Below are 15,056 nucleotides of genomic sequence, written 5' to 3'. Positions count from 1 at the left end.
CAAGGAATACCAAAGCCAGCAAGGCTTTCAGGAAGCCTTTGACTGACTTTGGTATGGCTAAAAGTGCGTTAATTTAGAAGTCGTAATTAGCACTTAAGTAGACATTTCGCCCTAACTCATGACCGCTAAAGTCTTGCGATTTTTCGTCTAAACGAAGATCAAACAGATTTTTAACACCAGCTTTAAGGTTTAGCGCAGTGGTTGCCTGGAAGGCAAGGCCTAAATCCACGGTGGTGTAAGCGGGCAGCTCGGAGCCCGAATTATATTGTTTGCCGGTGTATACCGCTGAAACGATGCTATTGAGTCGTTCGCTCACCCACCAGTTTAGATTGGCATTGGCCACATGTTCAGGGCGATTACTTAATGGGTTGCCTGCGTTGTCTTCAGCATCTAGATAAGTGTAGTTACCCAATAAACTAATATCTTGGGTGATATCTACCGCACCCGACAGTTCGACACCTTGTAGTGTTGCTTCGCCAACGTTGTCCCACCATCTGCTTGGCGTACCATTGATGACCGCATATTGTGCTTCAATTAAGTTTTCAACTTCGCTGCGATAAAGTGCCACGCTGACATCCCAAGACGCTTGAAGATACTCAAAACCTAATTCATAGTTGACACTGGTTTCGGCTGCTAAGTCAGGATCTCCTGAGATTGAACAACCACCACCACAGCTAATAATCTGATATTCAGGATTGGTTTGATAGGTTTGTGGTGCTTTGTAGGCCTTGCTTACCCCACCTTTTAGAGTTAAGGCATTGCTTGCTTGATAAACCAGGTAGGAACGAGGTGTAAAATGACCACCAAATACTTCATGATCATCGTAGCGTCCGCCCAAAGTTAGGGTTAATTTATCACCTAAGCTCAGCTCATCTTGCAGGTAGACTGCATACATGGTGGTATTGGCTTCTCCGCTGGGTTGGTAACCAACTGGATCTTTGATCTGCTGCTGTTGTAACTCTCCACCGGCAGTGATGTTGTTGAAGCCGAGCTCGGTATTTATAGAGCCGTTAATGAGCAAGTTATTTTCTTTGACTTGGCGTTGTTGCGGGGCGTCGTAGCGATTGTTGTAATCATCGATGGTACTGGTTTCATAATTTGCGTAGAGCGTTGAACTACCCCAGGCCCATTGCCCGCGGTGTGTTGCGCCAAAGGTCATGCGATCAATCACCTGAGCACGAAGCGAGCTAATATCGCCATAGCTTGAATAGGGCCGCTCATCATGGTTATAGTTGAAATCAAATTCTGCTTGTTGTTGGTTATTGATATCCCAATACAAAGTGGTGTAAATATTTTGGCTATTTTTGGCTTCTAGGGCGGGCGCTTCTGTTCCCATATTTTCATCTAAGTACCAAGCATCTCGGTCGTAGATTTCACCAGCAATTGATAAGCTGAGCCGATCATTGAGCTGTCCTGAAGCGTACAGGTTGGTTCGGCTCTGAGCGCCCTCGTCACCGGATGTCATCACAACATTATCTTGACGAATGCTTCCTCCCCAAACTTTACCTGGTGCCTTGGTGATGATATTGATCACGCCTCCAATGGCATCGGAGCCATATAGGGCAGACATCGGGCCACGAACAATTTCTACTTGAGCAATCGCATCTAAGGGGATTGAGCTGTAATCAAAATCACCGCCTCGCCATAGTGAAGCAGAAGAGGATACCCGCTTACCATTGACCAAAATAAGGGTGTAACCTTGATCCATTCCCCGAATGTAAATGGCATTGCGGCCACTGCTATCGCTGTTATTGATAATGCCTGCGTATTTTTCCAAGATATCGGGTAAACCGTTAACCGGTGAAGCTTTAATATCTTCAGCGGTAATTACGGTGGTGAACGCGGGGGCAGTTTGTACTGTATGTTCGGTTGACGAAGCGGTCACCACCATCACCGGGTTATCAAGCGGGGCATCAGCCGCGATGCTGCTGTGAGAATTGAGTAAGACAGCAGCGACCAGCAATGCCAGTTTACTTTGAGTGAGGGAGAGGATCGGGGGAAGTGAGTTATTCATAACGCTCCTTGTAGCATAAAGTTTAGTTTTAAAATTTGTTGCTGATTTTGGGAAGGTCATCCAATTGAAAAATTCATTCATGAAATCAGACTATTACTCAGTGTTTGTAATAGTATCAACATTGAATGCAAATAAGAATGATTTTTATTTGATATTTGTAGTGGATCTTAAAAAAGGAGTTTTTAGATCATTTTCGCCAGATTTATTTAATCGTACCGTTTAAATAAATCGGCTGAACGAGTTTATGTGACGCTGACAATATAGTTATTTTAGTCATTACTTTACAATTCGCATGAGAATGAAATGTGAAGAAGACTAGGGTCGCTTCATGTTTCGTGGTTCATTTTGTTCGAAAGAATATAGAAGTTGAGCTTAACCTCAGCGGTATTGCTTAAGCCGTTTTGAGTGTAAAGTTTGGTTGAATTGCTTGTTCTTGAGATATCACGCACTGCACCGAAACTTCCGTGGATAAACATGCAAGCAGAAGGGATCATCATCTTCAACCTTGAATAGCCTGAGGAGGCGATTAAACAACATGCCCCGAGTCGATCATTTTTCACAACGTATCGAGACCGAATGGAAGAGAGCCCAGTGCCGTCAAGCGAGTTTTAGTTTTTATCAAAGTAGCGACGCAGAGAGTCTTGCTCGTTGTGCTTCTGCATTTGCCGAGCAACACCAATTATCGTTGAAACTGATTAGCCTGAATCAGCAAAGTATTTACTCTCCTTACCGAGCCTTGTTTGCCTTGTTTATGCATCAGTTACCACAATCTAATTATTCAGTGGCAGACTTAGTGAAGCTTGCAACTGATTTTGTTCCCTTACAGCAGTGCTTAAGTGGGCTATTAACCGGAAAGATTCATCCTCGAACTGAATTATTGTTAATGGATGATTTGTATTTTGAGCAGCGAGCTTTACAGCAGGCTATTTTACGTTTAGTCGAATTGCTGTTGGATGAACCTTGTATTTTGGTGATGACGGGTTGGCATTTCGCTTCTGCTTCCGCGATTCAAACTTTAATCGGCTTAGTCAATCATCAACTGAAAAATCCAATTATGGTGATGATAGAGGTGGATACCCAGTATGCACTTAGTCATCGCCAAGATGACGAAGCATGGGAAGGTTTTCTTGATTGGTTGGATGATATGACTTTGTTGTATCGGGTTCCTCCGAGTCAAGCCTTATTAAAGCCGATTTGGCACTATCGGGAACAGGGTGAAGTCTCGATGCAATTAGTGGCAGAGAATATCCAGAGTATGGCGTGGCCAGAAGCTGAAGCTGCTGCAAGGGTGTTGCTCGATGCGGGGGACGTAGCAAGCCCGGCTGTTGAACAGTTACAGTTACAACTTGCTGAAGCCTTACTTTATCAGGGAGAATTGAATGAGGCGGTGACGGAATTAGAGTTAGTATCGGTTTCTGAAGCGTCTCCCTGTCGCACGGATGATAGGGTAAAGCAGCTTAACTTACTGAGCCTAAGTTTAGTCCAACAGCAGCGTTTTGAAGAGGCAATGCAGTATTCAGAAGCCGCTATCGAAGTCGCAGAGCAGGCGGGTCATGGGCGGCTATTGGCTCAATCTTGGTTTGTGAATTATTACGCCCATGATAAGTCTTCGACACCTGTACAGCTAAAGCAGTTTGAGCTGCTTGATAAAACATTGCATCGTTATCAGATGAACTGCTCCCGATTATATGCTCTACGTAATTACTATACCTATTTACGTTTTTATGAGGAGCTGGAGGCAACGCTGGCACTGGAGTTTACTCAGAAAGCGGTTAATTTAGCGCGTAAAATTGGCCATCATCAAGGTATCGCCGCCAGTTATCATAGTAAGGGGATCATCTATTCCTATGTGGGCCGTTATCATGCGACTTTTCGATGTTTTGCGATTAGCTCTCGGATCCGGGAAGCATTGGGGGAGGCCAGTGAACGGGTGCGAATGTATAATGGGACTGGTTATTTTAACACCTTGCTTGAGAAGTATCCCGAAGCGCAACAACAGTATTTGGCCGCCTATAATATTATTCGCCATAGTGGCGATTATTCAGAGCTGGTGGCAACTCTTTACAATTTTGCTTGGTTGTATTTTTGTACTCGAGATTATCAGCAAGCCAGTGACGTGCTTGAGCAGTTGGTTCGGGTGTGTCGGATTAGGCAAATGACTCACTTCCCATTTCGTAACCTCTATGATGTATTTAGTCTGAAAGGTTTTTGTCATGCGAAGTTAGGTGAGTTAGCAAGAGCTCAGCAATGTCTAGAGCGGATGCAGGGGCTACCGTTTAAACCCTCTAGCACGGGTGAGTTTTTAATGAGCTTGCTACAAGGCGCTTTATATGTGGCAGATGAGCGCTTAGATGAAGCTCGGCAAGTATTTGAAGCTGCCCCCGCCATTTTGGGGGACGTAGTGGATATGGATACTCGTTTATTGCCGCAATGTAGCTGTGAATTGCTAGAAGTGTATAGTCGTCAGGGGGATTGGCTAGGCTGTGAACGGCTATTAAGCCAAAGCTTAGCGATGTGTGAGTTATTAGACTTACCTCATTTTTCCCAAATTTTTATCGATATTCAGCAAGTTATCAGTCAGCGAAACGTCTTTTATTCTCGACAGATTAAAGCGGTCCGTTTATTACCGGTACAGCTTTATCTCGAAGACTTGGTGCGAAATGCGAAGCAAGGGATGCAGTTACGCCAAGTGCAACAGCGTTTGCGAGAGATGCAATTGATTAGTCGAATGCAATCTCTTCCAGAGCGCTTTGACAATAGTCAGGATCTAGCCAACGAAAGCTTGAAATTAGTTTGTGGTAATTTCACGGTACAGCGAGGCATGATCCATTACCTAAACGTTGACCAGTGGCAGGCGTGGACCGAGGGTCATAGTTTGCCAGACTCTCAGGTACAGCAATATCTTCATAAGATTAAAGAACACCAGAACATTTGGGTCGAAAATAGTTTCTTCTCTAAGGGAGAAGATGGCAAGCGTGCCACCTATAACTCGCTGGTGTGTTTACCTATTTTTGTGGATGGGCACCTTTATGCGGCAATGACTTTGTGTAACGTCAATAGTAATCGCTACTTCGATCGTCAGGATCAAGATACCCTGCAATTGGTGAGCCGACAGCTTGGCAGTCAATTACAGCAGCTAAGGCATCGAGAAAATCTGTTAAAAATGTCGACCACCGATCCTTTAACGGGCTTGTTTAATCGTCAAGCCCTATTGGCTCGCCTTGAACAAGAGTTAGTCATTTGTGCGCAGCAATCTGGCAGTTACTATTGCTCTTTAGCCTATATAGATTTAGACAATTTTAAATTTGTGAATGATTTGCTTGGTCACGATGTGGGGGATCGCGTACTTTGTGCGTTTGCCGAAATACTGATTCAAACGATGCGAGCCAGTGATATTGTTGCGCGTTGGGGCGGGGATGAGTTTGTTGTGGTATTCCCAAATGTGAGTCACAGCCAAGCGAAGATAAGCGCAGAGCGTTTATTAGATAACTTACAATTACACCATTATTTAAAACCACAATTAATTGAGTGGGCCGACAGCGTTGAGTTAGTGGAGAATCTACCTGATTTAACCTGCTCCATCGGGATTACCGATTGCGGTGGTATGGTGCATACGGACTTAAATGAAGCGTGGTTGTTAAAACAAGCAGATAAAGCTTTGTATAAAGCCAAGGCCGAAGGAAAAGGCCGGGTGAAAGTGATCAGTCGATGAAGTCGGCTAGGCGATAAGCAACGCTTTCATTGCGGACTAACGCCACTCAAAGTTTGGCAATATATTGGTCGCTTATCGCTCGCTTCATTTACCATAAATGAAACATAAGCTTAGTTTGTTCAAACAGCGTGGTGCTGCCAACCTTGTATTTGCCTAAGCCCATCTTTAAACTGTTGATTATCTCATTATTTTTATGAAGGTTTGTGATAGTCATTACTCATCTTTTGGGGGATAGTGAGTCATCGACCATTCATGTGTTTGAACATAGGGAATCTTGTGGCAGTGACAGTTGTACAAACTTTGCTTGTTGGAATTGGTGCAGTAGCGCTCATTGCGTGTAGTGTTAGCATGAGTAAGCAATTCAAAAATAATCATATTCCAGCGATAGAAAAAAACCCATTAAAGTTCTTCTATGTTCGCTACTTTGGTGAACCCAAGTGGGCCGACCAAGCGGCCCAGGCAGCAGATATACCGCGCCAGTCTGTCGATAGCCAATTAATTAATCGTGTTGATGAGGCGACCAAAATTACTTGGTTAGGCCACTCTAGTTTTTTGATTCAAGTTGCTGGAGTGAATTTTTTGACCGACCCGGTGTTTAGTGAACGAGTTTCACCGATGTCTTTTGCTGGACCGAAGCGCCTTGTCCCACTTACCTTCGATTTAGAAGATCTACCCAATATTGATTTTGTGTTGATATCGCATAATCACTATGACCACTTAGATGAAAATACCATTAAACATTTGGGGAATCGGACCAATTACTTTGTGCCTGAAGGCCTAAAACCCTGGTTTGAAAAACAAGGAATCGATGCTCAGCGAGTCAATGAACTTGCTTGGTGGGACCATCAAACCTTTGGTGCGGCGAGTATTACCGCAACCCCGAGCCAGCATTGGTCTGGAAGGGGGGTATTTGATCGAAATAAAACCCATTGGGCAAGTTGGCTAATTGAACTGGGCGGCAAACGTTTATGGTTTGCTGGTGACACCGGTTATAACCCTTATGATTTTAAAGAGATTGGCCAATGGGCAGGCGAAATTGACGTAGCCTTGATTCCTATTGGGGCCTATTCCCCTAGGGGTTTTATGAAAGATCAACATGTTGATGTGGCAGAGGCGATAAAAGTGCATCAAGATGTGCGTTCAAAATTATCCATTGGCATGCATTGGGGGACTTATCCATTGACTGCCGAACCAGTGATGGAGCCTGCTGAACTGCTGGATAAACTGACTCAAACGCAATTGGATGATAATAGCCAGTTTATCCATATGGCGATTGGTGAAACCCGAGTCTTTGAGCGAGAGTGATTTGCTTGCCGAGATTTGTTGCCTTGATTTTAGGTGTGCTGCTGGTGGCCCTATAGAGGGGCGAAGTCAATCATCCAAATTGATTTCGAGTTTCCGTCTCTTAGGGTAAAATCCCCTGCTGTTCCAATAGATGAGATATGTGGCGATTAATATTAAAATATTATCCGAAACTGAAGTCAGCTGTTCTAATTGCCATGCTTGCTGTTGTCGATTAGAAGTTATGATTATTAGCGACACAGGGGTTCCCGACCATCATATTGTTGTTGATGAATGGGGCGGTGAAAGCATGCTACGTTTAGATGATGGCTGGTGCTCAGCGTTGGATCGTGAGACTTTACTGTGTTCTATATATGAAAACCGGCCTTGGATCTGTCGCGAATTTGAAATGGGATCCTATCAGTGTCGAAATGAGAGAGCGCTATCGATGCTCACTTGATTTCCCATCGAGCTAGAACACAAAGTTCATTTATTTTATCAAGCATTTCACGACAGAAGCCTTGCTGGATAGTCCATTCGAAGTTTATGTCGGCATTTCAGTTACAAAGGATGATGTTAAAACATTCCGCAGGATGCACCATTTCGCTTCGAGCGATGGAGCGTGAATGTGGTATGGAGATGAAATGAAAGAAAGCTGTTTGTGTAGTGAAGTCTCATTTATCTTGTCTGGAGAGTTACCTGCGATTTTTGTCGTTGTTGTGGAAGCTCGGGTCCAAATACTTCATCGGATTTAAAGTTCGTTTGGGGGCTGCTTGGTTTATTCTCCACACGGATCAAGGCAGACGTTGCAGCTTATGTTTATGTTGACTCAAGAGCTGATTGGAATTCTGATTTTTTTGGGGGGATTCTGTACCCAAATTTAAGAGATGCCAAGTGAGCAAGCGTGGTTAGCGCTGCGCAATAAAAATATCTCGAACAAATAGCCCGTAATGTCGCACCAACAAGGGCTAATTTTTACTTAATCTAGCGTATGTGGTCCCTATAAACAGGCGATAGCCAAAGTGTTTGCTCTTAGGCGTGGCATTCGGTGAGTTAAAACGCTGTTTCCATACCTTTGCCCATCATATGAATTAAGCCTTTATCTCAGTAAGAGCTTATCTAATTAGAGTGATCGGTTCTCGATGACGACCGCCCTATGCCAGCTTGTGGTTCCTGGAGTGAGTCAACTTTTTTGGGGGAGTTAGTAATGATGGGTAAGTTTATTAAAATAAAGGATATTTTTTGCTACGGAAGTTTGTTTTTGTGAATCAATTCAAATCATATATAGAAAAACCAGACTTCGATCTTCTTTTTTAAAACCGCTTTTTAATAATATACAACCATCGTTTCTTAAAGCTGTACCGATATAGTTAGCTGAACTGGGTCGTCATTGGTCATTCAATGGCCAACCGTAAAAGTGCTAGCGATGTTTTATTTTGTACAGAGCATTTGTCGATTATTTCATTGGCTGTGGTAAAGCAGAGAAGCTTGTCGACGACTAAACATAAGTATTTGGAGAAGCAGAATGAAGTTGGTTAAAAAAACTTATTTAGCCCTGATGCTGGCAGCCGCTTGCACTGCAAGTTCGGCTTATGCAGAACAAGCCGTGACTTGGGAAAATAGTGACTTACATACGGTTTCATTGATCATGAGTGAGCCGATGATGAAAGTCGACGGGAGTTATCATGAGCTACTGGATGCTTATTATCTAAAACCACTGATGACTAAAGAGAAGGTGGTGATAGCGCCGTTAGACGATATTTTTGATGAATTAAACGGTGAAATGTCTTTTGATGGTAAGACGGTTGAGTATCGTTTAAATAAAAAAGTTGTGTCGATGGTGCTTGATTCTGCTGATGCTGTAGTGAATGGTAAAACGGTCAAGGCTCCAGCCGCACCCCAGATCATAGAGGGGGCCTTGTATGTGCCATTTCGCTTTGTATTTGAAGGACTCGGCGCTAAATATACTTGGAATTCATCTAGACACATTGCCGAAGTAACGCTACTACGCCCTAGCGGTACCATCTTTAAAGCGCATAAGGGCAAAATTTCGGCCAAGACTATTCTCAAACAAAAACCAGAGTGGTTTGCCTCTAAAGAAGCGAAGAATGTGGCAGAGGCTATGCTAGCTAACCAAAATGTAGATGGCGGCTGGTTTAAGATTGGTAGCTCTAATGATTTATCGGTTGCTTATGATCGTGATACTTTTCCCACTTATCGTCAGAAATCTACGATTGATAACGATGCCACGAACTTGCAAATTGAAGTGTTGGCGAAGATTAACCAACAGCATTCAGAGCAACGTTTACAAGAAAGCATCATTCGTGGGGTTGAGTATTTAATTAATGGGCAATATGACAACGGGGGTTGGCCACAATTCTTCCCACAAACTCGAGGCTATCATCGTCATGTGACGTTCAATGATAATGCTATTTCTAATACGCTCAATATTTTAGAAGAAGTGGCGAATAAAACTAAAGATTTTGCTTTTGTTTCTGATGACCTAGCGACCCGCGCGAAAGCCTCAATGAATAAAGGGATCCGCTTTATTCTCGATAACCAAGTGGTCGTGAATGGCGTGAAGACCGGATGGTGTGCCCAATATAATGTGGATACGCTTGCCTGTGAACGCGGTCGCTCATACGAGCTTGCATCAATTAGTGGTGATGAGAGCGTGAAAGTGATCAAATTTTTGATGAGCATTGATAAACCATCATCAGAAGTTGTTGATGCGATTAATAGTTCTGTGGCTTTCTTGAAGTCTCAGAGCATTAAAGATAAAAAATTAGTGAAGACCAAAGACGACACTCTTGAATTTGGTCGCAACCGAATTGTGATTGATAAACAAGGTAGCACCGTATGGCCACGTTTTATCAATACCGAAACTCTGCAACCGCTATTCTCTAATCGCCAAGGCGATCACTTGGATGCTTACGAAAAAGTAAGCTACGAGCGTCGGGTGAAATATAGTTGGTTGGTAACGTCACCGGGTAAATTAATTAAAAATAATTATCCTAAATGGCAAGCGAAATACTCGCCTAAGGTGAACGTTTTAGCTGAGTAAATAGAAAGACCTTAATCCTGTTCTTTAATCCTTGTTCCTGTGTTAAGTAAAAGCTTTAAGCCGAAAGGCTTAAAGCTTTTTTTTGTGAAATAAAGCGCTGTGATGGGCCTTGTTTTTAAAGGCTATAGCGTAACTTCAGCTGATTTGGATGCGGATTTAGGTAAGCCTGCATCGCAACATAGTGATTAGGGTGCTCGCGCAAGTAGTGTTGAATTAAACTAATCGGAACCAGTAAGGGAAGTAAGCCTTCACGGTACTGGTGGATCCGTTCACTCAGCTCTTGTCTTTGTTCGGGATTTAATTCGCGTTTGAAATAACCTTGCAAGTGCAGCAATACATTACAGTGATTTTTACGGCTGCAGTTGTGTTTAAGAATTGCCATAAACTGAGCGATGTAGGCGTTAAAACCGCTCTGGTCATGATTACCGTTTAGATTCGCGACTAAGGGACCCAAATGACGATATTTTTCTGGGTGGTGGGCCATCAATAGGTACTTGAATTTTGCATGAAAGCGCTGTACTTTCGCGACACTCAGGCCCTCGTCGGCCAAGCTTTTCCACTCATGGTAAGCAAACACTCGGTTAATAAAGTTTTCCCGAAGTAAGGGGTCATTCAGCCGGCCATCTTCTTCTACAGGAAGCAAGGGATAGGCCTGCATTAATTTAGCGGTGAATAGGCCGCTGCCATCTTTAGTTGCGTTGTTCTTCTGCGGATGATAAACACTGACTCGTTCCATGCCACAGCTTGGTGATTTAGCGCAGACGATATAACCGCTAAGATGACCGAGTTGCGGCAAGCGACGCTCGGTATAATCATGCATTTTTTCAGTGACATCGAAGCTGCCATCACTGGCCTGCAGACTGATCCGCTGGTCATCCTGAACTAAGCGAATCGCTTTGCGAGGGCTACCCATGCCAATCGCCATCTCTGGGCAGGTGGGCTCGAAGCTAAAAAACTCAGCCAACTCGACACGACAGAAGCGTGATTGCTTATGTCCGCCGTCGTAACGAACTTCTTGGCCTAATAAGCAGCTACTGATGCCGACGGAAATTTTGTCGCTAGAGAATCGGTTCATGATGCTTTCCCCTGGTTGTCTTCATTCTTAATACGCAAGTGAGCGTGGGGCGATCACTTTACGCTGAAAAAAATTCGATCTTTGGTCGTGTCTGTCTATCCTAGTTGTTGATTCAGTTTGGCTGCGAGCCGGAGGCCAGCTTTGACGATTTGTAATTCTAGGCTTGCCCGGTGACGATTAACATATGACTGGCCAAGTCGAGGACTAGAAAATTGATAGGCCTGTGGCACCAGCTGACGAGTCTCGGCTATCCACTGAGGATAACTTAAATGAATCTCGAAAGTTTGTTTGGAATAGTGTTTGATGAGCCACTTGGCATAGTTCTCAGGGGAGTCGTAGCGGGTATTTAATAGCTGACTATCCCAGACTCGATGGAGGTTTGAGGGCTTACCGTACCAGCTAATTTTGCGGGTATTTCCGCCGCGATCTTGGGCATAACCAAGGTGTAAGGGTTGGTGAAGATCGGCGAGTAGGTGTACATAAAACTTTAAGGCTTGCTGTTGTTTGTTGTGGCTCGCTGCTTGAGCGAGTTGTCGCTCGAAATACTCGAGCTGGCTGAGCACATCACCTTTTGCTGAGCGCCGTTGTTGGGCAAGAGTTTTACCCTTGTCTATATTCAGGTAATGCCAAGGTCCGGTATGTTGCCATTGTTTTTGGTCACGAATTTTATCGGCCCAGCTTGCGACGTCGACCAGTGACTTTCCATCTAGAATATCGCTCACCCGTTGAGTGACGGTAGGCGTTAAATTCTGTTGGGCAATATAAGCCACTAACTGATGGCCCAAATGACCAAAAGCAAAACAGGGAAAAGAAATCAAGCAACAGCACAATAGCAGATGAAAACGTTTCAAGTTGCGACCTCAATGTCGCTAACAGTTCACTCGAAAGCTGTTAGCGAGCGTGATTGGGATTTACAGCAAGTCTAAAATGGTTTCTGCTTTACTTCGCTCAAAACTTTTTGCTTGTTCAACATTCACCGTTGTGACCGTTAAGTCGTCGATAATCAAGGCATAGCGTTGTGAACGAATACCGCCAAAACTAGCGGTGTCCATTTCTAGACCTAGCGCCTTGGTAAAGCTCGCATCTCCGTCGGCTAGCATCATTATTTGCTCAGCATTTTGCGCTGTTCCCCAGGCTTGCATTACAAAAGCGTCATTCACTGCGACACAGGCGATAATATCCACACCTTTAGCCTTGAGTTGATCGGCTAAGACCACAAAACCTGGTAGATGGGCTTCGGAGCAGGTGGGCGTAAAAGCACCGGGTACCGCGAATAAAACCACTTTTTTGCCAGCAAACAATTGATTCAGCTTATGGGTTTTCATACCGTCGGTGGTTAATTCGCTTAAGCTAGCTTCGGGTAACTTTTGTCCAACTTCGATCATGCTGACTTCCTTTTAGATTGAATCAGGTGAATACTCGATTGCTAAGACTAGAGCCTATTCTTGAGTTGGGCAAGCAAGTCTTGGCTGGGATTGAGACAGCAGGCCAGTAACTGATGATTAAGTTGTTCGAGTTGGGGCAGGTCTTGACCAATCAGTTCTAGTTTGTTGATGGTATTGGCAGGTAAGTATTCGATGTGAGTGTGTTGTCCAAGGCGATTCAGTAACAAGCTTCCTTGGTCACATTGGCATAGGACTTTGGCTCGAAGTAACTCTAATGTGTTAATAAATGCAGCTAGTTGTTGCGCTTCAAAACGATATTGTGCAGGAAAATGCCAGCCGATACTGGTATATCCTTCAAGGTGCTGAACCTTGCAGATAGCTTTAGTTAGCGGGGCTTGTTGATCGTTTACGGCTGTGAGCGCTTGCTCTTGTAGAGATCCATCGATTGAATTTGAGCCTAGACTGAATGGCTCTGGTTCCTTTGCTTTAGGCCCGTTTACATCTAAATAGTTTAGAGCTAACTTTCCTCTACGGATTGCGAGTAAGGGGGTGGCAGATAGCCCGAGCTGCCGAAGAAAAGCTTGCAGTTCTTCTAGGTCCTTCGATTGATAGCTTTCGCTTTTGCTGGCAAGGATCAGATCTGCAATTGCCAACTGTGCTGCAAAATTGGGGTGTGAGGTATAGCGAGGGTCGGTAATTACTCGAGCATCTACTAAGGTGAGTGTCGCCGCGAGCTGTAAGTGTGCTTGAGCACTTAAGCTTTGCAGGCGTTGCCGAATTTGTTTGGGATGGCCGAGGCCGGTCGGTTCGATTAATAAACGGTCTGGTTTTGCCGTTCGTAATAGTTGTGTCAGCGCCACCTGAAACGGCACCCCTGCAGCGCAACATAGGCATCCTCCGGGGACTTCTTTGATGAATACCTTTGAGTCGGGGTCTGCGGCGGAAATGAAGTCGGCATCGAGACCTATTTCGCCAAATTCATTGCTTAAAACGGCCCAACGTTGCTCTGGAGGCTTGTTGGCTAGCAGATGTTTAATTAAGGTAGTTTTGCCTGCACCTAAAAATCCAGAGATAAGATTGGTTGGCACCGCTTTAGTGATGATTTGCATATAACTTTTACCTAGAGATCGACAGCGCCAATTTATAATGCAGCGTTTAGTCGATTATTCTTTCATTAGGGCTGACTCAATGCCGCTAATTTATCACAGATGTGCGCGCCAATTGGAAATGCTGAGGTTGCCGCAGGTGAGGGTGCATTACAAACATGTAAGCTACGTGCGCTTTGGGCAAATAAAAAGTCATGTACTAAGGTGCCATCACGAAGTACAGCTTGGGCGCGGATCCCGGCTGGGTAGGGGCCAAGATCATGGCGCTGTAGGCTCGGGCAGTATTTACGTACACGCTGCAAATATCCAGATTTAAAGAATGAGTCTTTGGTTTCACTCAAGCCACTGCGAAAGTGTTGTTTGGCGACCTTCCAAAACCCACTGAAAGCTAGCATTTGCTTGATATCACAAAGATTAAATGCGCCTTTTTGATAGCCTTCGCGAGACCAACCCTGAACTGCATTAGGCCCCACCGTAATGGAACCGTTGATCATCTTGGTGAGATGTACGCCCAAAAATGGAAGTTCTGGATCGGGGATCGGGTAGATCAGGTGTTTAATGAGTTGATTATGGCGCGCAGTCAATTGATAGTACTCACCGCGATAGGGAATGATTTGAAAATCGATGTCTATGTCTAACATTTGGCATAAGCGGTCGGCCATTAAACCACCACATACGACTAGATACTGGGTATCAATGCTCGTTTGTTGGGTCGTAACGCGGATCCTGTGGGGATCTTCGTTTAATTTTATTACTTGCTGAGCGAGCTTTATTTCACCGCCTAGGTCTTGAAATAGTTGCGCTATTTTAAGGCAAATTTGTTGGTAATCGACAATCCCTGTGGCGGCTACTTTGAGAGCGGCTAAGCCGCAAATGTTCGGTTCCAATTCCCTGAGCTGTTGGCCATCGAGTCGTTCAACTTGAATGCCATTCGTTTGGCAGCGTTGTTCGAGTTCCTGCATTCTACTGAGTTCTAGGGGATTACTGGCAACTAACAGTTTTCCACATTGTTCTACCGGAATATGATGCTGCTTACAAAACGCGAGCGTTTGCTGGTGGCCTTGTTTACAAAAGTTGGCTTTCAGGCTGCCCGGTTGGTAATACACACCCGCATGGATCACGCCGCTGTTATGTCCCGTTTGATGCTGCGCCAATTGAGTTTCTTTTTCGATTAGCAGGATCTTGGCTTGCGGGTGGTGTTGCTGAAGCTGCCAAGCGGTAGAAAGTCCAACAATACCGCCGCCGATAATGATGTAATTGTACATTTTAGTTACTTTCCGTTTCGAGCATCATGCTGTCATTGTGCCCGAGCACTGCTGTTGATACAAAATTAGTGTGAGCAAGATTAAAGGATACAAGATGTTAATGATTATTGTTTAAGGCAATGCTAAGGTGAATTTATCGATGAGGAGTTTCGTT

Annotated in this window: 11 protein-coding genes; 5 read left to right on the top strand and 6 right to left on the bottom strand. The window is 44.4% G+C overall.

Annotated elements, in window-relative coordinates:
• Positions 1 to 73: 73 nt before the first annotated feature.
• Positions 74 to 2,014 carry a TonB-dependent receptor domain-containing protein gene (locus tag ACRRSY_RS15780; RefSeq protein WP_432463626.1) on the bottom strand — a complete coding sequence of 647 codons (1,941 nt, stop codon included), beginning with the start codon at positions 2,012 to 2,014 and terminating at the stop codon, positions 74 to 76.
• Between the two features lie 535 nt (positions 2,015 to 2,549).
• Between ACRRSY_RS15780 and ACRRSY_RS15775 the strand changes: the two genes are divergently transcribed.
• The 5 genes from ACRRSY_RS15775 (at position 2,550) to pelA (ending at position 10,071) form a co-directional block, all read left to right on the top strand.
• A complete protein-coding gene (locus tag ACRRSY_RS15775; RefSeq protein ID WP_432463625.1) occupies positions 2,550 to 5,726 on the top strand; it encodes a diguanylate cyclase in 3,177 nt (1,058 codons plus the stop codon).
• 348 nt (positions 5,727 to 6,074) lie between these two features.
• The gene (locus tag ACRRSY_RS15770) at positions 6,075 to 7,031 is read left to right on the top strand and encodes an MBL fold metallo-hydrolase (protein ID WP_432452289.1); all 957 of its coding nucleotides are present in this window, start codon (positions 6,075 to 6,077) and stop codon (positions 7,029 to 7,031) included.
• A 130-nt stretch (positions 7,032 to 7,161) separates the two neighbouring features.
• The gene (locus ACRRSY_RS15765; RefSeq protein ID WP_432452290.1) at positions 7,162 to 7,467 is read left to right on the top strand and encodes a YkgJ family cysteine cluster protein; all 306 of its coding nucleotides are present in this window, start codon (positions 7,162 to 7,164) and stop codon (positions 7,465 to 7,467) included.
• Positions 7,468 to 7,633: 166 nt separating this feature from the next.
• On the top strand, positions 7,634 to 7,762 hold the full coding sequence (locus ACRRSY_RS15760; protein WP_432452291.1) for a hypothetical protein: 129 nt from the start codon (positions 7,634 to 7,636) through the stop codon (positions 7,760 to 7,762).
• A gap of 770 nt (positions 7,763 to 8,532) precedes the next feature.
• Complete coding sequence (gene pelA / locus ACRRSY_RS15755) at positions 8,533 to 10,071, top strand: pectate lyase (RefSeq protein ID WP_432452292.1); 1,539 nt, start codon at positions 8,533 to 8,535, stop codon at positions 10,069 to 10,071.
• A gap of 115 nt (positions 10,072 to 10,186) precedes the next feature.
• Here pelA and ACRRSY_RS15750 read toward each other — a convergent pair whose 3' ends face one another.
• The 5 genes from ACRRSY_RS15750 to lhgO form a co-directional block, all read right to left on the bottom strand.
• Positions 10,187 to 11,146 carry a YbgA family protein gene (locus tag ACRRSY_RS15750; RefSeq protein ID WP_432452293.1) on the bottom strand — a complete coding sequence of 320 codons (960 nt, stop codon included), beginning with the start codon at positions 11,144 to 11,146 and terminating at the stop codon, positions 10,187 to 10,189.
• 95 nt (positions 11,147 to 11,241) lie between these two features.
• Positions 11,242 to 11,997 carry a S1/P1 nuclease gene (locus ACRRSY_RS15745; RefSeq protein ID WP_432452294.1) on the bottom strand — a complete coding sequence of 252 codons (756 nt, stop codon included), beginning with the start codon at positions 11,995 to 11,997 and terminating at the stop codon, positions 11,242 to 11,244.
• 60 nt (positions 11,998 to 12,057) lie between these two features.
• Positions 12,058 to 12,531 carry a peroxiredoxin gene (locus ACRRSY_RS15740; RefSeq protein ID WP_432452295.1) on the bottom strand — a complete coding sequence of 158 codons (474 nt, stop codon included), beginning with the start codon at positions 12,529 to 12,531 and terminating at the stop codon, positions 12,058 to 12,060.
• Between the two features lie 47 nt (positions 12,532 to 12,578).
• Positions 12,579 to 13,640: a CobW family GTP-binding protein gene (locus ACRRSY_RS15735; RefSeq protein WP_432452296.1), complete on the bottom strand. Its 1,062-nt coding sequence runs from the start codon at positions 13,638 to 13,640 to the stop codon at positions 12,579 to 12,581.
• Positions 13,641 to 13,705: 65 nt separating this feature from the next.
• Complete coding sequence (gene lhgO / locus ACRRSY_RS15730; protein ID WP_432452297.1) at positions 13,706 to 14,902, bottom strand: L-2-hydroxyglutarate oxidase; 1,197 nt, start codon at positions 14,900 to 14,902, stop codon at positions 13,706 to 13,708.
• Between the last annotated feature and the right edge of the window lie 154 nt (positions 14,903 to 15,056).

The organism is Agarivorans sp. QJM3NY_33, from assembly GCF_050870865.2.
In the GTDB taxonomy this organism is placed as follows: domain Bacteria; phylum Pseudomonadota; class Gammaproteobacteria; order Enterobacterales; family Celerinatantimonadaceae; genus Agarivorans.
This window is presented reverse-complemented; position numbering and strand designations above follow the sequence as displayed.